Origin of the sequence: Paenibacillus macerans, assembly GCF_900454495.1 — a bacterium.
Taxonomy (GTDB): Bacteria; Bacillota; Bacilli; order Paenibacillales; family Paenibacillaceae; genus Fontibacillus; species Fontibacillus macerans.
The window spans coordinates 2,688,483-2,709,757 of sequence record NZ_UGSI01000001.1 but is presented as its reverse complement, the minus strand read 5'-3'; the positions used below and the strand labels follow the sequence as shown (position 1 = coordinate 2,709,757).

Here is a 21,275-nt window from a genome sequence, read left to right as displayed (position 1 = left end):
CCGTGAGTCCGCTTCAGGCTCCAATAGTTGCAAAATGAACGGTTATTTATCCGGAAATGCTGTTACAGCGCTTGAATAAGTGCAAATCCTGCAACTACTTCGCTTCTTTCGAAAGAAAAGCCAAAAGAATGGGATGTAGTTGTATGAGATGCAATTAAAACGATTGGCTTGGCAATTCGGTATACTATAGCTGTATGATTTACAGTTAATCATTAGATAATCATCAGATAATCGTTAGATAATCGTCGGAGTCTAGTCATTTGCAGCGGAGTTTTACACGGTTCGCGCCGCTGTTTTGGATGAACGGGCGTTTCCCGGAAATAGGGAACCTGTGGTACAATAGCGTTGTTTTTCAACAAGAGTTTCTGAAGAATGGATGGTACGAGATGACGGTGCAACTACCGAGCGTTTTTCTGGATAGAATGCGGGAGCTGCTTGGGGATGAGTATGAGGCGTTCCTGTCCTCCTATGACGATCCCAGGCATGCGGGAATCCGCGTCAATACGTTAAAAATCGGCCTGGACTCGTTCCTGAAGCTGTCCCCGTTTGCGCTCCGTCCGATTCCGTGGTGCGAGGCGGGCTTTTATGTGGATGAACGGGTCAAGCCCGGCAAACACCCGTACTACCATGCCGGATTGTATTACATACAGGAGCCGAGCGCGATGGCGCCGGCGGAGCTGCTGAACGTCTCGGAAGGGGAACGGGTGCTGGATTTATGTGCGGCTCCGGGGGGCAAGTCGACGCAAATCGCGGCCCGCCTGAATGGCAAAGGGGTGCTCGTTACCAACGATATCCATGCGGAACGGACGAAGGCCTTGGCCAAAAACATCGAGCTTTACGGCGTGCGGAACGCGGTGGTGCTGAACGAAGCGCCGGAGCGGATCGCCCGGGCTTTTCCGCATTATTTCGATAAAATCCTGATCGACGCCCCGTGTTCGGGCGAAGGCATGTTCCGAAAGGATGAAGGCATGGCCCGGCAGTGGGAACGGCATTCGATCGAGAAATGTACGGTCATGCAGCGGGATATTTTGAAAACGGCGGCGGCGATGCTGGCGCCCGGCGGCAGGATCGTTTACTCCACCTGCACGTTTGCGCCGGAAGAGAACGAGGCGATGATCGCGGAATTTTTGCTGGGGAACCCGGACTTCGAGGTTGTCCCCGTGCCGCGGGACGCCGGTATTGCCCCGGGACGGCCGGATTGGCTTTGGCTAAGCAGCGAAGAAGGGGGCGTTATGGCTTCGGTCCCTGAGGAAATCAAAAAGCAAACCGCCGGCTGCGGCAGATTATGGCCGCATAAGGTGGAAGGCGAAGGGCATTTTGTCGCGGTGCTGGAGCGAAATAGGGAGGCGCACGTTCCGGAGGCCAAGCTTGCGGGCGGGCATGAACGCATCGCTTCGCGGCAAAGCGGAGCAACTCGCGGTGGAGCGGAGGCTCGCCCTGCGCTGCGTTCCCGTCAAGCGGCCGGCGCGGACAAAAGGGGCTTCGGCGAACGGGAGACGCTGGATAGCTGGCGGGCTTTTGCCGCGGAGCATTTGCGGGCCGAACTGCCCGGGACGAAGCTGACGTTCGGCGGGAACGTGTACCTTTCGCCGGTCGCCAAAGAACAGCTGGACGGGCTAAAGGTCGTTCGCCCAGGCTGGTATGCCGGCACGGTCAAAAACGGCCGGTTTACGCCAGGGCATCCGCTGGCTACGGCGCTGGCGCCTTCCGAGGCGGCCAGAACGCTCGACTTGTCCGTGGACGGCGGGGAGGCCGTCCGCTATTTAAAAGGAGAAACGCTGGAAATCGAAGCTTCGCGGGTCCATACCCGCGATGGAGCTAATCCGAAAGGTTATGTGCTTGTCACCGTGGACGGTTATTCCCTCGGCTGGGGCAAATGGCAAAACGGCCTGCTCAAAAACGAATATCCGGCCGGCTGGAGGTGGACATAACGAATGAGTCCAGGCAAAAAAACGCAAAGACTCGACAAAATCCTGGGGAATCTCGGATACGGCTCGCGAGCCGAAATCAAAAAGCTCGTGAAGCAGGGCCGGGTGACCCGAAACGGCGCGGTCGTCAAAGATAGCGGCGCGCAATGCGACCCTTTCGGGGACGTCATCGAGCTCGATGGAGAACGAATCGTATACCGGGAATTTGTTTATCTGATGCTGCATAAGCCGCCCGGTGTCATTTCCGCCACCGAGGACCTCCGGCAACAGACCGTGCTCGACTTGCTGCCGGCGGAATTCCGTGTGTTCGACCCTTTTCCCGTCGGACGTTTGGACAAGGATACCGAAGGCCTGCTGCTGCTCACGAACGACGGCCAGCTGGCCCATGATTTGCTGTCCCCGCGCAAGCACGTGCCCAAAACGTACGAAGCCATCGTCGACGGCCACGTCGGGGACCGCGAAGCAGAGCGATTCAAACAAGGCGTCGAACTCGACGACGGCTACATCACCCTGCCCGCCGAGCTCGACGTCCTTGAGCGAAACACACTCGCCGACGGCACCCTAACTTCGCGCATACGCCTCACCATTTCCGAAGGCAAGTTCCACCAAGTGAAGCGAATGTTCGAAGCCGTCGGCTCCAAAGTCGCTTACTTAAAGCGCATTTCCATGGGCCCGCTCGTCCTCGACGAAGTGCTCCCCAAAGGCGCCTTCCGCGAGCTGACCGAAGCCGAGCTGGCCGCTTTGAAAGCATATAAAAAGTAAACAAAAGTAGCTAACGCTTTGCGCTGAAGTAAAGTGAATCCCGAAGGGAGAGCGGCTCCCAGGCACGAACGTTACAGTGAAAACAGCCTGCGTAGCAGTCCCCGCCCCCGCAGGAGCGCCAAAAGCAGAGCGTGCCCAAAGGGCGGCAAGCGGCTGATTTCCCATAGTTACCCGGGTGCGTGCGAAAGCAGCAGTGCCTGCAGCGTGTTTCCAGGTAACCCGGGAGCGCCCCAAGTAAGACGTACCCGAAGGGGGAAAAGCGTTCCACGCACGAAGCCAGGCGCATTCCCGCAGGGAACAGCCGCAGGAGCGCCTCTGCAGCTCCCACGTTAGTCCAGTTTGCGGGTATCCAAAGGGCAGCAGGCCCTTGGGGCCCTCCCTTACGGTAAGGGAGGGTTTGGGAGGGATGAGACCCGTTGAGAAAGGAAATGACAATGATGAAATACAAGCTAATCGCTTTGGATGTAGACGGAACTTTATTGACCGATGATCATGAATTGACGCCGGGCACGATGGAAACGATTCGGGCCATCGCCGATCAAGGCGCGGAATTTGTGCTGTGCACCGGACGGGCCCCGATCAGTTCGCTCCCTTTTATGCGCCGGATCGGCCTGGAGGGGTATGTCATTACACATAACGGCGCGGTCACGGTCGACGTGCGTACGGAGGAAGTCGTTCATGAATTTGCGCTTGACCGGCAAGGGCTGGAGCCATATATGGAGTATTGCCGCAAGCATAAAGTGCATTTCGACATCAATACGACGTTTACCGTATACGTGGAAGGAGCATCCCGCTTGAGCCAGGAAGTGCTGGATATCTACAGCAAATTTTTCGTGGTGCCGCAGGATCTTCCGGCTTGGGCCGAGCTGCGCGAACCGATCGTCAAACTAACCGTTTCGGGGGAGATGGAGCAGCTGGACCGCGTGTTTGCGGAATGGAGCGAATGGCCGCAGAAGTTAAACATGCTGCGCAGCGGCGATTTTTTCATCGATTTGATGCATAAGGATGCTTCCAAGGGCGCCGCGCTGCAAAAGTTGGCGGAAAAGCGGGGCATTCCGGTGGAAAACGTCATGGCCATCGGCAATTATTATAACGATTTGACGATGCTCACCTTCGCTGGGCTTGGCGTGGCCATGGACAATTCTCCACAGGAGGTTAAAGCCGCGGCCGATGCCGTAACGGCGTCCAATAACGAAGAGGGCGTTAAACTGGCGCTGGAAAAATATTGCTTGGGAATTACCCGGGAAATGGGCGAATAGCGACTAGCCACGAGATAGCTTAAAAATGCAGGCCAAGCTCTCGCTGTAGCTCGCACACCATCTTGTAAGTTCCCGGCTCCGCCCGGAAACCGATCAGATCGCGATTTATGTGCAGCATCGGCCCGTTCATGGAGTCGTTGTGCGTTTTTAAATAGGGAACCGCGCAGGCGCGTGCCGTTTGGATGCCAAGCATCTTGAGGGCGAGTGCAATCCGGCGTCCGCGGTATTCCCGAAGCACGCCGGTATACTCATGATACATCGCCAGCGTCTGTTCGTTCTGCTGCAGCGTAACGACGCCCACGTATCGGCCGCCGTCCTTGGCGATATGAATCCACTCCGGGCGTACCCCGGGCTGCTCGATGCTCCACTTTTTCCATTCCTCGAACCAGGGAAAGTCGCCGGAGAATCCGGGAATGTCCAGGTGCGTGACTTTGTACAGCTCATGCAGCTTTCTCTCGCTTGCTTCTCCCGGCTCCTCCGCCAGCGTAACGAACCGGATCCCCGATTGCTCCACTGCCTTGATCGATTCGAACAGCTTATCGTTATCAAACGCAAACGGGTCCAGTACGGATTCGAAAGTATGCCGTTCCTTGATGTAGCCGCGCCGTTCCGCAAAAGCTACCCCTTCCTGATCGTTCTCACGGACGTGGCTGATCAGGCGGGAAGCCTTGACTTCAACGGACCACCGCAGAAGCGCATCGTACAAAGCCCGGCCAACTCCGTTACCGCGTTTTTCCGGATGCACGACAACGGTTTGGAGCAAAGTCCCCGGGTCCGACCAGGGGGCCCTCCACGCATGGGCGTAACCGATGACAAGCCCGTCTTCGTTTTCAGCCACCCATTTAGGGCGATCCCAACCCATCAGCTTTCCTTCTTCGTTGTAATGCAGCTTTCCCGGAGGAATTTTGTCCTCTTCTTCCTTGAGCAGTTCGGCCGTCGTCGGCTCGGACCAAATGAAATTCAGCAGCGGCGCAACTTCCGTAAAATCGTAAGGCCGCTCCATTTTGCGAATCGTAAATTTAGGCAAATGATCTGCCTCCTCTTTGTTTTTATAAGAGCGAGTTCAAAAAGTCGGCTTTTCAGCACCGAAGCTTATGCTTCCGATGTGCGTTTTTTCAAAACGCTTTAGGTTGAATGAAGCTAGGGACGAAAGTAGCGGAGCTACACGTTTTCGTAGAAAACGGCTTCGGAAGCATCCGCTTGGCCCGGCTGAATTCAAGATTCGATGTCGAATACGCTCCATGTTCTTGCTTCGTGATAAGAAAAACGTATATCGAAGCACCTTCTAGGAAGCCAGACCGCGATTAGCGGTAGTTTTTCTTGCGATATAAGGAAGCTAATACTTGGACGTTTATTCTTTCTTACATCTTCAAAAGATGACTTTTTGAACAACCTCTATAAGAGCTTCTACCGCATTATCCCATATGCGGCTTCCCGGTTCACGGTAAAGTTCCGCTATATTTAAAGTGACTCGGACTCTATGTTCGTACGAGCCTGCCGGGATTGGGACATGGCCCAGGCGATTCCTGCTACGGCTCCCAACAACGTAAATAAAATTCCGGCAGCCAGGCCAAGGAATCTGGGGGCCACTAGGTCGAGGAGAAAACCGGCAGTCAACATCGACACCCCCATGATCGCATTTTGCAGCGCGGCCAGCGTACCGAAGAAGCGCCCTTGCCAGCCGGCGGGAACCGTCTTCATCAAAACCGTTTCGTTGCAGGCGTTGCCGATGCTGGACACCATGGCCGAACCGATCATCAGGATCAGGGCGAGAACAAAAACAGCGCTTTGGCTGATCAGCATATGGATCGCACCTTCCAGCAGCAGGGCGAATATCGCCACCGTTTCCATGCGCCGGCCGATTTTCCCGGTGATTTTGGAGCCCGCCACAAGACCGATCCCCAAAGCGCCGTACAGCAGGCCGATGCCGATTTCTCCCATATGAAACACTTCCGACGCGTAAACGCTAATCAGAATGTTAATCATCCCGTCGCCGATCGGCCAAATAGCAAACACGATGATCATCAGCCGCAAATACAACGAATGGGACAACAGCAGGCGAAGCGCTCCCGGAGGCTTGCTTTGGGGCTCGGGGAGGGGCCGCGAGATCTCTGGGGCTGCCTCTGTAAACGCCCCGTCCGAAAGCCCCGACGATGCAACCGAGCCGCGTGCTTCCGCAGCTTGTCCACGTTCCCGGGGGAGATCCAGTCCGGACAAAAGCAAAGCCGACGCGAGAAAAGTCAGGGCGTTCAGCATGAACGACGCCTGACCGCCGCTCAGGGCGGAAACGAACCCACCGGTCACGGAGCCGGCGATCAGCACGTAACCGACCAGCGCCTGCTCCAAGCTGTTGACGGCCAGGAGATTTTCCCTGCGGACCAAACGGGGAATCACGGACATCCGGGTTGGAGCATACAGCGCCTCGCCGGCCGATAGCACAAACGAGCTGACGTAAATGATCCATACATCGTCCGCCTGCCGGACCAGCAGCGGGGTCAATGCAAAGAAAAAACGGGCGACATCCGTAAAGATCAGGAGCGATTTTTTGGAAAAACGGTCGGCGAGCATCCCTCCCAGCGGCCCGAACAGCAGATAGGGAACCAGGCGAACGGCAAAAGTAATGCCGACGGCCAAACCCGATCCCGTCAGCGACAGCAATAGACCGAGAACGGCAACCTGGCTGAAGCGGTCTCCGATGCCGTTCACGATCCCGGCGGCGAACAGGCGCGCATACTGTTTTTCTTCACGCAGCGTATGCTTGTGCTTCATTTTTGTATCAGACTCCTCTGTAAGCAGAATAAGATAGCAATCTAATTTGATATTTATCTAATTTGTTAAGCAAAAAAAAGCCATGCGGCCAGACGTCCTAAGTACGCCCGCTACCGCATTACCGGCCAAAATAGTTATTACGCCGAACGGCGGTTCTAGCTTTTGCCCCACATTTCCGGAGGGTTCAGCTCGTAGATTCCGTTTTCCCGGTACATATAGTGGTTCATGATAAACTCGCGGCGGATGGTCGCAAAATCCTCGTGAAATTTCCGGATGTACTCGTTGATCTCCTTCTCCGTATATTTCCGGCGCGGCTCCAAACCTTTGACAAGGCGTTCGAGCACGATCAGTTTTTTCTTGCGCTGGGCAGGCAGATGCTTTAACGTGCCGTCCTTGTTGAAAAAGCTGCTTTCGACGGACGCTTTTCGCTGCGCTTCATCTTGTTTGCCGTCCGCTGCCAGGGGCTGCGTTTTGCCGACATTCAGAATGGCCTGGGCCTGCTGGGTTAAGCTTTTTTCGTTCAGATAAAAATAAATCGTATTTTTGTCCCGGCGCTCATAAATCAAATCGGCTTCCCGGAGCTTGGTGATGTGATGGGTAATGGTCGGCGGCGTGACGCCCAATTTTCCGGCAAGGGCCTGGCCATGAAGCGGCCCGCTTTGAAGCAGCGCGATGATCCGGATGCGGGTGACGTCCCCGACGGCTTTGTGGAAATGAACGAGGCGGTCAAGCTGCATGTTTATCGCTCTCCTGATTTTATAATCATCTAATTAGATAGATGTATTATTCCATGGAAAAAGCTCGTTGTCAACAAGCATGAGGCGGGAACCCGGTTGATTGCTCAGGAAACCGCTTGGTAGGGCCGCGGAATGCTGGGGATGATACGTTCTTTTTGCGGGGTGAAGGGGGCGGTTGGCGAGCTTGGGAGAAAGGTTAAAAAAACCGGCTGTTTATAGCGTTCGTGTCCTGGTATCCCTGCATGCTGCTTTGCACGATTATCCCTCTTGTTCAGGGGGGAGAGGGTGGGGGCTAATCACGGTCATTTTTCCCGGTGTTTTGCCCCATTCCTCCCGTCAGGTCTGCTTCACTTCTCCTAGACCTCCTTCTCACAAACCTGTCTAACGATCTCGAACTAATGAACTCGAACATGTCTGCTGCTCCAAACCTATTTACTTGTCCTGAATTTATCTTGCTCTCTGCTTCCGGATCAAATGGGATAATCGTGCAAAGCGTCCGGACAGCGGATGTTGATCTGCTCTCATTAACAGTGCTGCCGCAAGCCTTTGGGCAGGTGGTTTTTGAGCTGGCCGCCGCTGGCTTTGCCCCAGCCGAGCGGGAAGCTGGCCCCGCCGCAGGCGATGGTGACGAGGTGCCAGCCGCGCAGATCGGCGGGCACCTCCAGCGTTTCGCCGCGCAGGTATGCGGCCGCGGAAGGCGAGTCTTCGCCGAGCGTCCAGACCCGTGCGGCTTCGGGCGCGCCGAGCGCCATCGCGAGCGCGTGGGCGGGCTGGAACCGGCCTTTGCGGACGTCGCCGAGGTGCAGCCCGGCGCGCGGGACCTTCAGGCCGGCCAGGTGGTCCGGCGACAGCGGCAGGCTGCTGCTGGCAGGCAGCAGGTACAGCGCTTCGCCGAACAGGAGCGGCGTGCCGCTCCCGGGCGCGAAGGCGTCTGAGGCGGGCAGCTCGTCCGCCGCCCAGGCGCGGAAGGCGTCCCAGGCTGCGGCGGTCTCCCGGCCGGCGTGGCCGGCACGCAAGTCGCGGCGGCCGCGGCTGGGGCGCTCCCCGCGCCCGCCTTTGGCGGCGGTGCCGCCCGGGTGAGCGTCCGCGCCGCGCCGGAGGGCGGGCCCCCCGCCGCCCGGGACGACGCTTTGCACGCCTGCGGGGAGGGTGCCGCCGTGTCTGTGCGCGCCTGCGGCGAGGATGCCGCTGCGCCCCCCGCCGTCCGCTTCGCCGTCCCGCTCGAGCAGGGCGACGTAGTGGCCCTCGCCTTCCTCGCGGTGCGGCCAAACCCGCTTCTCGGCGATCAGCCGCAGGAACGGGTACGCCTCCAGCAAGCGGCGGACCGTCTCTTCGTTTTCGCGGCGGTTAAACGTGCAGGTCGAATAAGCGAGCCGCCCGCCGGGTCTGAGCATCGCCACCGCGTCCTGCAAAATATCCCACTGCCGCGCCGCGCACTGCTCCACCGCCTCCGGGGACCATTCGGCCACGGCCTCCGGGTCCTTGCGGAACATGCCTTCGCCCGAGCAGGGGGCGTCCAGCATGATCCGGTCGAAGGCCAGCGGGAAGCGCGCGGACAGCTCCCGGGGTGCGGCCTGCGTCACCACGGCGTTCCGGATGCCAAGCCGCTCCACATTTTCCGCCAAAATGCGGGCGCGCTGCGGATGGATTTCGTTGCTGACGAGCAGGCCTTGTCCGGCCATTATGGCGGCGATTTGCGTCGTTTTGCCGCCGGGAGCCGCGGCCAGATCCAGTACCGTTTCGCCCGGCTGGGGATCGAGCAGCTCCACGGCCGACATCGCCGAAGGCTCCTGAATATAGTATAGTCCGGCGGCATGATAGGGATGTTTTCCCGGCCGGGTGCGCTCCTCGTAATAAAAGCCCGTACCGCACCAAGGAACGGGGCGCAGCGCGAACAGCTCCGCAAGCCGCGCCGCCGCCGTGCCGTGCAGCCCGACTTTCAGCGTATTCAGCCGCAGCCCGTATGCGCGGGGGCGGGCATAGCTGGCGAGGAACCGTGCTCCTTCGTCCCGGCCGAGCATCGCCAGCACCGACTCGCGAAACGCGGCGGGCAGGGTAGGCATACTCATCATGTTTACTGCTCCTTTCACCAAAAAAATCCCGGTACCTATTTACTTCAGCAGTGTATCATATTGCTTTTCAATCTCAAAAGGGGAATGGATGTTCCTTCCTGCCTATGGCATAATGGAAAAAGAAGCGGTTCATCCGCCAAAAAGAACGACGCGATAAAGGAGAACCCTATGAGACTGTTGCAGGCTTTATTTTTTCCCCCGGAACAGCCGGGGGGCGTATCGTCGATGATCCCGCATCTGCAAGACCGGTTTAATCTTCCCCACTGGGAAATGGAATTATTTTCGCTGCCGAAACGCATCCGCTCCAAAGGGACCGATCCCGTACAATTTGCCACCTTTGATTGGAAGGAGTTCGGGGACAGTCCGATCGTGCAAAAATATGTGCAAACGTATCGCGATTACTTATGGTGGACCAAGCTGCGGATTAAACAGCCGTACGATTTGGTCCATGCCCATCACCCGATCGCCGGGCTGGCCATGAAGGAGGTTTTCCCGGGTACCCCCGTGATCCAGAGCGTCCACTCAAGCTACGAGCGCGAGCTGATCTTAAACGGGCGGATTCGTGCGGACGGGCCGGAGCACCGCTTCCTCACCTCGCTGTATAGGGAGCTTGAGCACCGGACGGATCGGCTGCTAACGGTGTCCCGGTCGTTTGCCAAGTACCTGGCTTCCTATGTGGAGAAGCCCGAGGCGATCGGCGTCATCCCGAACGGTTTTGACGAGAAACGGTTTAAGCCGGTGCCGCACGAAAATGAAGTGGCTCAGTTGGTGACGGTCTGCCGCCTCGTTCCGGCCAAAGGGCTGGACGTCTTGCTGAACGCGTGCGCCGAGCTCAAGAAGCGGGGGCACAATTATGTACTGCATATTATCGGCGACGGTCCGATCCGCCAGGAGCTGGAGCAGCTCGCCCAGCGGCTGGGCATTTACAATGAAACGATTTTTTACGGGTACACGCTGCATCCGGAGGAGTTTATGCCGTTTTTCGATATCTTCGTCCTGCCTTCGCGGGCCGAGGCGTTTGGCTCCGTGTTTGCCGAAGCCGCCCTTTGCAGCCTGGCGCTCGTCGGCACGGCGGTCGGCGGGATCGCCGAGCAGATCGAAAACGGAACGAACGGCCTGCTCGTGCCGCCGGAGGACGCTCCGGCACTGGCCGAGGCGCTGGAGAAAGTGATCGTCGATCCGGACTACCGCTATCAGTTGGCGCGCAGCGGTTCGGAGAAGGCCAAAGCGCACTATTCGCTGAACCGGGTTGTGCATGAGCTGAAAAAACTGTACCTGCAATTCAAATAATGGAGCTGGTATCATGAAATCATTTCGTTTTCTCCACGCCGCCGATCTGCATCTGGACACCCCGTTTTCCGGGATGTCCGGCGTGCCGGATCGGCTGCGTATCTTTTTGCGGGACTCGACCTTCGCCGCCTTCGAACGCCTGATCCGACTGGCGATTGCGGAAGCGGTCGATTTCATCGTCCTTGCCGGCGACATTTACGATGCCGCCGATTCGTCGCTGCGCGCGCAGCTGCGGCTGCGGGAAGGCTGGGACAAGCTGGGGCGGCACGGCATCCCGGTTTATCTCATCCGCGGCAATCACGACCCGCTCGGCAGCCGGCGCTTGCGCCTCGAACTGCCGCCGCATGTGACGGAGTTCGGCGGTCAGGCGGAAAGCCGGGTGGCTGTTCGGCGGAGCGACGGAGCGCCGGTTGCGGTCGTCAGCGGCATCTCCTACATAACGCCGTCGGTGACGGAAAATCTGGCGCTGCGGTTTCGCCGCGATGAGGCTGAGGCGAACTCCTCGCAGCTGTACCGCATCGCGCTGCTGCACGCGAATGTGGACGGCCAGGAGGGCCATGACGCTTACGCTCCATGTTCGCTGCGCGAGTTGAAGGAATCGGGCTACGACTATTGGGCGCTCGGGCATATTCACAAACGCCAGATCCTTAGCGAAAATCCTTGGGTTGTTTATCCCGGCAACATCCAGGGGCGCAGCTTGAAGGAAACCGGCCCCAAAGGATGTTATATCGTCGATGTGCATGAGAACGGGCAGGCAAGCTTGGCGTTCCACCGGCTGGATCAGGTGCTGTGGCGGGAAATTGCGGTGCCGATCGACGGTTTGACGAGCGAGGAAGCGTGGAAGGACCGGGTGGAGGAAGCGCTGGAGGCGGTACGGGAAGCTGAAGCCGCGCGGATCAGCGTCGTGCGGCTGACCTTTACCGGGCGCGGCCCGCTCCATACGCTGCTGCAGTCCGGGCAGGAGGCCGCGGAGCTGCTGCAGGAGCTGCGGCGCCGGGAAAGCCGGCTGCTTGAGGAAGGCGGCTTGGGCATTGCTCAAGAGAATGCGCCGTTTGCTGCAGCGGACGGTTCAGCGGAAGTTGGATCCGGCGGGACGGCAGACGATGCAACGGGGAGCGCTCCGGGCAAAACGTTAAACGATGCGGCAAGGAACCATGGCATGACGGCAACGGATGCGGCGGGCGATTTAGCGGCGCGGGCGCCCTTGAGCGGCGTCGTTTGGCCGGCCGGCTTTAAAGTGGAGACATCGCTGGAGATGGACCGCTTGGGGCTGCTCGAAGAGGACAGCTTCCTCGGCGAGCTGCTGCGGCTTGGCGAACGGGCCGAGCGGGAGCCGGGGCTGCTTCAGGACCTTACCGGCAGCGCGCTGGCGCCGCTGGCGGAGAACCGGACGCTAAGACGGCTATTGAAGGAACTGGCGCCCGAAGAGCGGCTCGGCTTGCTGCGGCGGGCGGAGGAGCTCGCTTGGGCGCTGCTGGCGGAAGATGAAACGGCTGGCGGGAGGGGAGCATCATGAGGCTGGAGAAATTGCAGGTGAGCGGGTTTGGCCATTTGCACGGCCTGGATGTGGAACTGCCGGGCCCGGTCACCGTTTTATACGGACCGAACGAAGCGGGAAAAAGCACGCTGCTCGGTTTCGTCCGCGCGATGCTGTTCGGCATCCCGTCGCGGACGTTTGCCGCCGAGCGGTTTGAGCCGGCGCGCGGCGGCGTGCACGGCGGCGCGCTGACGATTGCCGCGGAGGACGGCTCCCGCTGGGTCATCGAGCGTTATGCGCAGCCGCCGGAAGGCCGAAGCCTGCCGGGCACGCGCGGCGACCGGCTGCGGATTACGCGCAGCGATGCGGACGGCCGGCTGCAGGAGATGACGCAGGAACAGATGCAGCGCGAGCTGCTGGGCGGCTTGTCCAAAGCGATGTTCAAACAGTTGTTTGCCGTCTCGCTTACGGAGCTGCAGGAGGTGGGCGTTTTGCAGTCCGAGGAGCTGAGCCGCTATTTGTTCCACGCCGGGATCGGCGGGGGCTCAGCGGTGCTGCGCGGGGAGAAAAAGCTGGCCCAGGACATGGACAAGCTGTACCGCCCGCGCGGCCGCAATCAGGAGATCGCCCAGCTGCTGCAGGCGGTCGAGCGTCTGGAGCGCGAAGCGGAGGCGGCCAAAGCGCTGCTCCCGCGCTACAACGAGGTGCTCGAGCAGCTGGAGGAGCTGGCCGGGGAGTTGACGGCCAGCGAGGCGGAGCGCGCTGCGGTGGCGCGGGAAACCGCCCGCTTGCAAAAGGCGGCGGAGAGCCGCGGCGACTGGCTGCAGCGCGAAGCGATCCGCGCCGAGCTGGCCGCGCTGCCGGCAGCGGCGCGCTTCCCGGAGCAGGGGCTGGCGCGCTGGCAGGCGCTGCAGGCGGAGAAGGACCGCCTGCAGCTGGAGCGCAGCGACTGGGCCCGGCGGCGGGAAGCGCTGCGGGCGGAGCTGGCCGCACTGCAGCCGCGCGCGCCGGTGCTGGCGCGGGAGCCGCTGCTGCGGCAGCTGGCCGGCCGTCTGCCGGCCTATGAGGCGCGGCGGCGCGAGCTGGCCGAACTGGCGGGCGAAGCCGCCCTGGTCCAGGCCCGGCTGGCGGAGTGCCTGCGCAGCATCCATCCGGCATGGCGCGCCGAAGACCTGCGCGCCTTTGCCGGGACGGTCGGCGAACGGGAACAGGTTCGCCGGTTCAGCGCGCGCTTTGCCGCCTACGATAAGGAGATGGAGCTGCTGCAAAGCGAGCGCTCCAAGCTGGAGCGGGCGGCGGCGGGCGCGGAGACGGCGCGCGCGAACGCGGCGGCGCGGCTCGAGGACAGCGCGGCGGCGGGACGCCGGCAGTTTGCGATGCTCCTCCCGCAGGAGCGCGGCGAAATCCGCGCTTTGTGGAGCGAGCTTCGCGGCGAGCTCGACCGCTGGCGGGATAGCGCGGCCTCCCGGCGCGCCGAAGTCCGGGCGGCCGACGCGGAAGCGCTGGCCGAAACGCGGCTGCGCGCGCTTTACCGCAAGCTGTTTGCCGCCGCCTGCGTGCTGACGGTCGCGCTTCCCGCCGTGTTGTGGCTGGCCGCGGAATCGCTCTGGAGCGCTGCCTTCACGGGCGTGCTGCTGCTGGGGCTTGACGTTTACCTCGCCATCGGCGCTTTCCGCGGCAAGCCGGCGGGGGAGGCCGGGCGGCGCTCCGCGCCGGCGTCTCGCCGGCCTGCCGGAAGAGCCGGGGAAGCCGGCGAGGAGATGGAGACGCGCCTTGAGGCGCTGCTGTCCCGGTTCGTCCGGCATCCGCTAACGGCGGCCTCCGCGGCGGGAAGCGGCTTCGCGGCTTCGCTTCGCACGGAAGCCTGGGACGAGGAGGAGCGGCAGCTGCGCCGGCTGATGGAAGAATGGCAGCTGTGGGATCAGCGCCATGACGCGCTCGAAGCGGATGCCGCGGCCGCGCAGGGCCACGCTGCCGCCGTCAAGGATGAGCTGCAGCACGTGGAGCGGGAGCTGTCCCGGCGGGAAGGAGATTTTGCCAAGCTCGCCGCCGAATGGGAGCGCTGGCTGGAGGAGCGGCGGCTTTCCACCGACCTGTCGCCGGAGGCGGCGATGGACGTGTTCCATTTGGCCGGGCAGGGACGGGAATGGCTGAGCCGGATCGACGGGCTGACGGACAAGATCTCCGGGCTGCGGGCGGAAAACGAGCGGTTTGAGCGGGAATGCCTGGCTTTGCAAGACGACGGCGGGCCCGGCGGGCAAGCGGCGGACGCTCCAGAAGCGAAACGTGCTGCGGACGATCCGGAAGCGAAACGGGCGGCGAACGGCGGCGTTTACGCCGGAATTCCGCTGTCTTCCGCTGCGGCGCCCGGTCCGGAAGCCGGCTCGGACGGCGCTAACGGGAGAGCGGCACCAGAAACGGCGGGCTCCGGGGCCGGCGCGGCGATAAAGCTGTTGGAGGATGCCCTGGCGGAGCTTGAACGCGAGCTGGAGCGAAAAGCCGGGTACGACCGGCTGGCCGCCAAGCTGGCGCCGCTGGACGAGGAAGGGCGGCGCTTGGAGGATCGGCTGCAGCAGGTGATGCAGGCGGAGGAGCATCTGCTCGCGGAAGGAGAAGCCGAGGGCGGGGAAGAATTTCTCCGCATCGGGGCCGCAGCCGAGCGGCGGGAAGCGCTGGAAAAGGAACTGCGGCAGCGCGAGCTGGCGCTGTTTGCCGGTATGGATGAGGACAAGCGAAACGATCTGGAGCGGCTGCTGAAGGGCGTGGACGAAGCGGAATTAAAGCGGCGGCTCGAAGAAGCGCGGGCGGCAGGCGAAGGCGCGGAAGTCCGCTGGCGCAAGCTGCAGGAACGGCGCGGCCGTTTGCTGCAGGAACAGGAAAGTCTGGAGGCGCGCTGCCGGCAGGAGGATTTGGCGCAGCAGCTGGCGGAACAGCAGGCGGCGCTGGAGGAATACGCCGATAAATATGCGGTGATGGCCGTATGCCGCGAGTTGATTTCCCGCGTGCGGCGGATCTATGAGGTAGAGCGCCAGCCGGCCGTGCTGCAGGCGGCATCGCGGTATTTTGAGCGGATGACGGGCGGAACGTACCGGCGGATTGTGATGAAAATAGGCAGCCAGGAGCTGATGGCCGAGCATGCGGAACATGGTCCGATCGACAGCGCCCGTTTAAGCCGGGGGACGGCGGAACAGCTGTACTTGTCGATGCGGCTGGCTTTATCCGAAGCGGTCGCGGGAGGACAAGGGAGTTTGCCGCTGCTGCTCGACGATCTGTTCGTAAATTTCGATGCCTCCCGTCTCGAAGGAGCGCTGTCGGTGCTGCGGACGGTCGCTAAGCGCCAGCAGATCATCATGATGACCTGCCACGAACACGTCGTGGGCCGGCTCAAAGCGGAGCTGCCGACGGCGCATATCGTTGAAATGTAACGTGGGTCGCTGCGGCCGATCCAATGCATGTAACGCTTACTACATTTCATTTCTAACCATTAAAACGATTCTAACGGTTGCCATAGCGCTTATTTAGCTAAAACCCGGAGATTTGGGCTCAGATTAGAGCAGATAACAACGCTCACAACCGTTAAAATTTAGAAAGGGTCGTTTTTGGCAAAATAGCGACTGATACAACCGTTAGATTTCTGGCGTGATCTCAAATAGAATAGCGGGCAAGGTATTCCGGAGATCAGGCAAGGTGTACCGGAGATTTTGTGTAGGCGTTAATGCAACTCCAGAGGCTTCCGGCCCTGGAACAGCCGCAGTCCGCTAGTTTCCGGTTTTTCCTTTGCTCTTATAGGTCGCCAGCATAAAGGCCCAAAACAGGCTGAACAGGCCGAATATCGGGTAAAGCACCGAAAGCAGCGAGCTGAAGCCGAACTGGCTGGTTATGTAGCAGATCAGCAAAATCGTGACCGAGATCAGCATCGGCGGTACTTGCAGGTGCTGCCGCAGCTGCAGGGTCACGCCGTAGACGTCGGCCACGAACGTGCTGAAGATCTCCATAAAAATCAGCAGCACATAAATGAGCTGGACGGTTGTCCCAAGCTGCTGGGCAATGCTGCCCATCGGAATCTCATATTGCACGATCCCCGGCATATTGGCGGAGAGCGCAAAGTGGCCGGCCATCAGCATGAAGCCGACGCCCGCGCCGCCGATAACCCCGCCCATGACGATTACCTTCCGGCTTGTGGTGTGGCTTCCGATCGGCACGAGCACGGCTTGGGCCATCGACAGGTTAAACGCGGAATACATGAGCGGAGATACCCATGCGGCCAGCACCCCGGAGTCGGTTTCCAGCGTTAAGAAACGGGCCGCTCCCGGCGAGCCGAGCGTATAAAAAATGATCACCAGCGAAAGGATCAGCATCAGCGGCACGACGAGGGAATTCAGCTGCATAACGCCTTTGATCCCCCGTCCGAGCAGCAAAAAGGTAAAAATCAAAGTGATCCAAAGTCCTGTCTGATAATGCAGACCCAGATGCTCCATGAATACGGAGCCGGCTCCCGCCAGCATGACGCTGTTGACGCCGATCAGGACGATCAGGGTAAACAGGCTAAGCATACGCCCGGCGCGCTCTCCGAACAGCTTGCGGTTCAGGTCCTCGTACGAAGCGGCCTTGATCTCGCGGGCGAGCAGCATCATTTTGGTGCCGAGCCAAACGAACAGCAGGGTGGACAGCAGAATCGTAAGGACGCCCCATTTTCCATACCGGGTGAAAAACTGGAGAATTTCCTGTCCCGTCGCAAAGCCGGCGCCAACAACGGTACCGATATATGTGAAAGCGATCTGCAAAACCTTCACGCTATTTTTCATGGTTTTCCCCCCGGTTCATGTGCTATATATAGTACAAGGTATGTTGTCCAAGAACGGGACATGACTCAAACCCATAGAGAGGTAGTTCAAAAAGCCAGCTTTTAAAGATATTAAGGAAGAATGCTTTTTGAACTCTCACTATAGAGAATGACTTATGGAGGAAAAAAAGATGGAGCTGTTAAAGCAAAAGATTACGGAGCAAGGCGTGATCGTTTCGGACCAGGTGCTGAAACTGGACGGTCTGCTGAATCATCAGGTGGACCCGAAATTGACGATGGAAATGGGCAAAGAGTTTGCGAAACGGTTTGGGGATGCCGGGGTTACGCGGGTCGTGACGGTGGAATCGTCGGGGATCGCCGTGGCGTTCGCGACGGCGTACGAGCTAGGGGTGCCGCTGCTGTTCGCGCGCCGCAAAAAAACGCTGCTGGCCGAGCCGGACATGCTGTGCGAGCGGGTGCCTTCATTTACGAAAGGCATCGTCACGGACATTCTCGTATCGCGCGAGTTTATTAGCGAGAACGACCGGGTTTTATTCATCGACGACATCATTGCCAACGGCGACGCGGCCCGGGGGCTGATCAAAATCATCGGCCGCGCCGGAGCGGAGTTGGTCGGAGCGGGCATCGTCGTAGAAAAATGTTTCCAATCCGGGGCCCGGGCGATTCGCGATCAAGGGATCCGTTTGGAGTCGTTGGTCCGCATCGCGTCGCTGGATGGCGGGCAAATCACGTTTGCGGACTAGGTGCGGATAAGGACAAAGCAAGCTCGGAAAAAGAAACAATTTTGCAAGCAATCCTTTGCAGCACCCCTTTTTTTCGCTATAATGAGGATTACTAGGGAGAGGAGGCTTAAAAAATGGGGAAAGAATTGGCAGTAGACGCGGAGTTTTTCCTTTCGAAATTGTCCGAAGCGAAGATTACCTTTGAACGTGCCCTGGATTGCAAACATACAGAGTTTGACGACCTTTATCCCTATATGCTGGAACATCCTCAGTTTTTCTGGTACAAACGCTATGTAGCATGGTCGCAATTGTTGACGATAACCGGGCTGTGCCAAGAGCTCGATGTGCCCTGGAAGGAACAGTTCAGTCCGCAGCAGGTGGGGTATTTGGAACAACGGGTCATGTCGGCCAAGGTGCTTGATTTTTGGTTCGAGACGAATGACAGCAAGGAGCATGCTTCGCGGTAAGCGGCAGGCTTAAGTCATGATGATTTTTTTCATAAGGTTCTGGAGTACTGAAGACTCCGACTGGCTTAAAGGCCGGCGGGGTCTTTTTCTGCATGGCTGGATATCGGATGGATCTATTGTATAATGAGAGCTGGAGGTGGGTGTTACCGATGATCACGGATGAAGAATTAAACGCATACCGTTTATCCGGCGAAAAAGTTCGGGTGATTCGCGATGCGATCGAAGCCAACGACGTCCGCGGGATTGTGGTGGCCTGGGATGATACGCATGTGCTCATTCGCAGGCCCAACCGCAATGTGGTCAAGCTGGACCGGAATTATATTTACCAGCCTTCGCGGGAACCGCGGGTTACGCCGGAGGTTTAGCATATTTTTTGCCGGGCGGGACATCGTATAAATGATACGATTGACTATCCTCTACATTACAGGAAAGGATGCTTAAGCCCATGTCGCTCGTGAGCGAGAAAATCAAAGCGTACAAAGACGAGATCGGCCGATACGGCGATTTCCTGCCGGGCATCACGGAAGCTTATCACGCGTTTACCGGAGCAAGCCTTGGGGACGGCGAGCTGGACGCCAAAACGAAGCAGCTGATCGCGCTCGGGATCGCTTTGTCCACGAATAACGAAATCTGTACGTTCTACCATGCCGAGGAGGCGAAGTCAAAGGGAGCGACCGATGCGGAAATTTTGGAAACGGTCGCCGTGGCTTCCGCGGCTTTGGCCGGAAACGCGCTGTCGCAGGGGGTAACCCGCGTGCAGCAGGCTTTGTCCTCGCCGCCTGTGCAGTAACGGAGGAAAGGGACCTTTCAGGTGATGGATCACACCTTGGAGGGTCCCTTTTTTGCTATACTTGCCGGGAAGGCGCCATCGTGCGCGTTCTGGAAGAGGGCTTCGAAGGAAGACTGCCCTTGATAGAAGATGCATCCATACCTCGAATTTTGTGTGAGATACCGGATTTCTTTGTTCATCATCAACAACTTTGCAGCGAGAATTGTAGCTTTTGAAACTAGTTTCATACTGAATAAGCGTTTACAATGAATTGAAACAGTGCTGTTGACTGTCATACTATTCATGGAAGGGAATCGATCAAATATGGGTTATAAAAATAGTAACGTCGGCTATCTTGACGGTGTATTGACATCGCGTGCAGTCGTTAAAAAAAACAACTACGCCATTTTGCCGCATGATGGTTTAGTGAATAACGTTGTCCCGGGATTTGAGAATACGCGAATCAGCATTTTGGGTTCTCCCAGAATCGGAGCCAGCTTCTCCGACTTTATCGCCGAATTTTTAGAAGGCGGAAAAAATGAGTTGGGCTTTGGCGGCGAAGGGATTGAAACGTTTGTTTATGTAATATCCGGAAAGTTAAATGTAAGCGATAGCAATGAAACGCATGAATTAACAGAGGGAGGTTATGCTTTCTTCCCTGTAAACGAAAAAATGTATTTCGAAAATGGACAGACTGAAACAACGGAAGCTTTCTTGTACCAACGCAAATACGAGCCGTTAGAAGGGCATGAAGCTTATAAAGTGGTAGGCAACCGCGCGGATCTTACGCCTATTCATTATGAAGGTATGGAAGATGTATTATTCTGGAATTTATTGCCTGCCGATGATTTAGGATTCGATATGAATATGCATATTTTAGACTTTGCTCCTGCTGCCAGTCACGGTTATGTAGAAACCCATTATCAAGAGCACGGCGCTTATTTATTGTCCGGTAAAGGGATGTATAATCTGGACAACAATTGGTATCCGGTTGAGAAAGGCGACTATATCTTTATGGCCGCTTATACCCCGCAAGCCGCTTATTCGACAGACCGCAAGGAGCATTTAGCTTACGTATACTCCAAAGACGCGAATCGCAACCCGGGTGTATAAGTGTTGAGAAAGGAGCTATAAAGAGTGTCGAATGTTGAAGAAGAAGTAGTAAAAGTTAGCGGGGAACATTTGCACATATTAATCAAAAACAAGCTTATCAAAGCGGGTTTGAAAGAAGAGCAAGCCGCGGAAACGGCTAATCATTTAGTATATGCCGACTTATGCGGCATCCATTCTCACGGAGCTGTGCGCGTTGAATATTACGCAGAGCGTATTCACAAAGGCGGCATCAATATTCATCCCGAGTTTTCGTTTAAACAAACGGGTCCAAGCTCCGCGATCTTCCACGGTGAGAATGCTCAAGGTCATTATGCAGCCAACGAAGCATTGGCCCCAGCCATAAAGATGGCAAAAGAAAGCGGCGTAGCGGTTGTCGGCGTATCGAGAGTGGGTCATACGGGAACGCTGTCCTATTATGTGCGTAAAATTGCCGAAGCCAATTTAATCGGGATCTCGATGTGTCAATCCGATCCAATGGTTGTACCGTATGGCGGTGCGGAAACCTATTACGGAACCAATCCAATCGCATTTGGCGTGCCGAGTAACGGAGCGGACCCGTTAATCTTTGATATGGCCACAACGGTACAAGCATGGGGTAAAATTCTCGATGCGCGTTCCAAAGGCAAATCGATTCCGGATACCTGGGCAGTGGATAAAAACGGCGCTCCGACAACAGATCCGAATAAAGTGAACGGATTGCTGCCTATTGCCGGACCGAAAGGCTACGGCCTCATGATGATGGTAGACATTTTATCCGGGATATTGCTTGGACTGCCGTTTGGCAAAGAGGTTAGCTCGATGTATCGGAATTTGCATGAAGGGCGAAATCTTGGACAGCTTTATATTATTATTGATCCCGAGCGTTTTGTCGGTCTTGAACTGTTCAAACAATCTATTTCGCGTACGATGAAAGAATTGAATGAGATTAGACCCGCAATCGGCTTTGACTACGTTCAGTACCCGGGACAAGGCAGTCATGAACGTTACGCGAAAAACTTGCAAGAAGGGGTAGAGATTCCCGAATCGATTATTAGCTACCTTGAGTCAGACGACATTCATTACAATCGTTATGAAGGACTCGGCGCTTTTGCAAATTAATTTAAATA

Annotated in this window: 17 protein-coding genes; 12 read left to right on the top strand and 5 right to left on the bottom strand. The window is 57.9% G+C overall.

Annotation, left to right across the window (positions count from 1 at the left end):
• Window positions 1-386 precede the first annotated feature (386 nt).
• From DYE26_RS12095 to DYE26_RS12085, 3 genes are all read left to right on the top strand, one after another.
• Window positions 387-1,931 (top strand): RsmB/NOP family class I SAM-dependent RNA methyltransferase, encoded by a 1,545-nt coding sequence (locus tag DYE26_RS12095; RefSeq protein WP_036628463.1) that lies wholly within the window; start codon window positions 387-389, stop codon window positions 1,929-1,931.
• A 3-nt stretch (window positions 1,932-1,934) separates the two neighbouring features.
• On the top strand, window positions 1,935-2,690 hold the full coding sequence (locus DYE26_RS12090) for a pseudouridine synthase (RefSeq protein WP_036624238.1): 756 nt from the start codon (window positions 1,935-1,937) through the stop codon (window positions 2,688-2,690).
• A gap of 437 nt (window positions 2,691-3,127) precedes the next feature.
• Window positions 3,128-3,949 carry a Cof-type HAD-IIB family hydrolase gene (locus DYE26_RS12085; RefSeq protein WP_036628462.1) on the top strand — a complete coding sequence of 274 codons (822 nt, stop codon included), beginning with the start codon at window positions 3,128-3,130 and terminating at the stop codon, window positions 3,947-3,949.
• Between the two features lie 19 nt (window positions 3,950-3,968).
• On the opposite strand, the gene DYE26_RS12080 is transcribed toward DYE26_RS12085, so the two are convergent.
• The 4 genes from DYE26_RS12080 to DYE26_RS12065 all read right to left on the bottom strand — a co-directional run bounded on the left by DYE26_RS12080 (window position 3,969) and on the right by DYE26_RS12065 (window position 9,524).
• Window positions 3,969-4,976, bottom strand: coding sequence for a GNAT family N-acetyltransferase (locus DYE26_RS12080; protein WP_051985582.1), 1,008 nt, complete (start codon window positions 4,974-4,976; stop codon window positions 3,969-3,971).
• 434 nt (window positions 4,977-5,410) lie between these two features.
• Complete coding sequence (locus tag DYE26_RS12075; protein ID WP_036624236.1) at window positions 5,411-6,718, bottom strand: MFS transporter; 1,308 nt, start codon at window positions 6,716-6,718, stop codon at window positions 5,411-5,413.
• A gap of 155 nt (window positions 6,719-6,873) precedes the next feature.
• Complete coding sequence (locus DYE26_RS12070; protein WP_036624234.1) at window positions 6,874-7,455, bottom strand: DUF2087 domain-containing protein; 582 nt, start codon at window positions 7,453-7,455, stop codon at window positions 6,874-6,876.
• Between the two features lie 524 nt (window positions 7,456-7,979).
• Complete coding sequence (locus DYE26_RS12065; protein WP_115311293.1) at window positions 7,980-9,524, bottom strand: RsmB/NOP family class I SAM-dependent RNA methyltransferase; 1,545 nt, start codon at window positions 9,522-9,524, stop codon at window positions 7,980-7,982.
• A 171-nt stretch (window positions 9,525-9,695) separates the two neighbouring features.
• Here DYE26_RS12065 and DYE26_RS12060 point away from each other — a divergent pair, with 171 nt between their 5' ends.
• Genes DYE26_RS12060 through DYE26_RS12050 form a run of 3 tightly spaced genes read left to right on the top strand, consistent with a single transcriptional unit; the run spans window position 9,696 to window position 15,719 of the window.
• Window positions 9,696-10,817, top strand: coding sequence for a glycosyltransferase family 4 protein (locus DYE26_RS12060; RefSeq protein WP_036624233.1), 1,122 nt, complete (start codon window positions 9,696-9,698; stop codon window positions 10,815-10,817).
• Window positions 10,818-10,830: 13 nt separating this feature from the next.
• Entirely contained in the window at window positions 10,831-12,333 is a 1,503-nt protein-coding gene (locus DYE26_RS12055; RefSeq protein ID WP_036624232.1) for a metallophosphoesterase family protein, read from the top strand.
• Window positions 12,330-15,719, top strand: a complete 3,390-nt coding sequence (locus DYE26_RS12050) for an AAA family ATPase (RefSeq protein ID WP_036624230.1) — start codon at window positions 12,330-12,332, stop codon at window positions 15,717-15,719. The genes DYE26_RS12055 and DYE26_RS12050 overlap by 4 nt, the downstream gene beginning before the upstream one ends.
• 333 nt (window positions 15,720-16,052) lie before the next feature.
• Here the strand turns inward: DYE26_RS12050 and DYE26_RS12045 are convergent, their stop codons facing one another.
• Complete coding sequence (locus DYE26_RS12045; RefSeq protein ID WP_036624229.1) at window positions 16,053-17,099, bottom strand: YkvI family membrane protein; 1,047 nt, start codon at window positions 17,097-17,099, stop codon at window positions 16,053-16,055.
• 169 nt (window positions 17,100-17,268) lie between these two features.
• Here DYE26_RS12045 and DYE26_RS12040 point away from each other — a divergent pair, with 169 nt between their 5' ends.
• The 6 genes from DYE26_RS12040 (at window position 17,269) to allD (ending at window position 21,267) form a co-directional block, all read left to right on the top strand.
• Window positions 17,269-17,841 carry a xanthine phosphoribosyltransferase gene (locus DYE26_RS12040; RefSeq protein ID WP_036624228.1) on the top strand — a complete coding sequence of 191 codons (573 nt, stop codon included), beginning with the start codon at window positions 17,269-17,271 and terminating at the stop codon, window positions 17,839-17,841.
• Window positions 17,842-17,954: 113 nt separating this feature from the next.
• Window positions 17,955-18,287, top strand: a complete 333-nt coding sequence (locus DYE26_RS12035) for a hypothetical protein (RefSeq protein ID WP_036624227.1) — start codon at window positions 17,955-17,957, stop codon at window positions 18,285-18,287.
• 149 nt (window positions 18,288-18,436) lie between these two features.
• On the top strand, window positions 18,437-18,652 hold the full coding sequence (locus tag DYE26_RS12030; protein WP_036624225.1) for a hypothetical protein: 216 nt from the start codon (window positions 18,437-18,439) through the stop codon (window positions 18,650-18,652).
• 80 nt (window positions 18,653-18,732) lie between these two features.
• Complete coding sequence (locus DYE26_RS12025) at window positions 18,733-19,077, top strand: carboxymuconolactone decarboxylase family protein (protein ID WP_036624224.1); 345 nt, start codon at window positions 18,733-18,735, stop codon at window positions 19,075-19,077.
• 303 nt (window positions 19,078-19,380) lie between these two features.
• A complete protein-coding gene (allE, locus tag DYE26_RS12020) occupies window positions 19,381-20,169 on the top strand; it encodes a (S)-ureidoglycine aminohydrolase (protein WP_036624223.1) in 789 nt (262 codons plus the stop codon).
• Between the two features lie 24 nt (window positions 20,170-20,193).
• Complete coding sequence (gene allD, locus DYE26_RS12015; RefSeq protein WP_036624222.1) at window positions 20,194-21,267, top strand: ureidoglycolate dehydrogenase; 1,074 nt, start codon at window positions 20,194-20,196, stop codon at window positions 21,265-21,267.
• Window positions 21,268-21,275 lie beyond the last annotated feature (8 nt).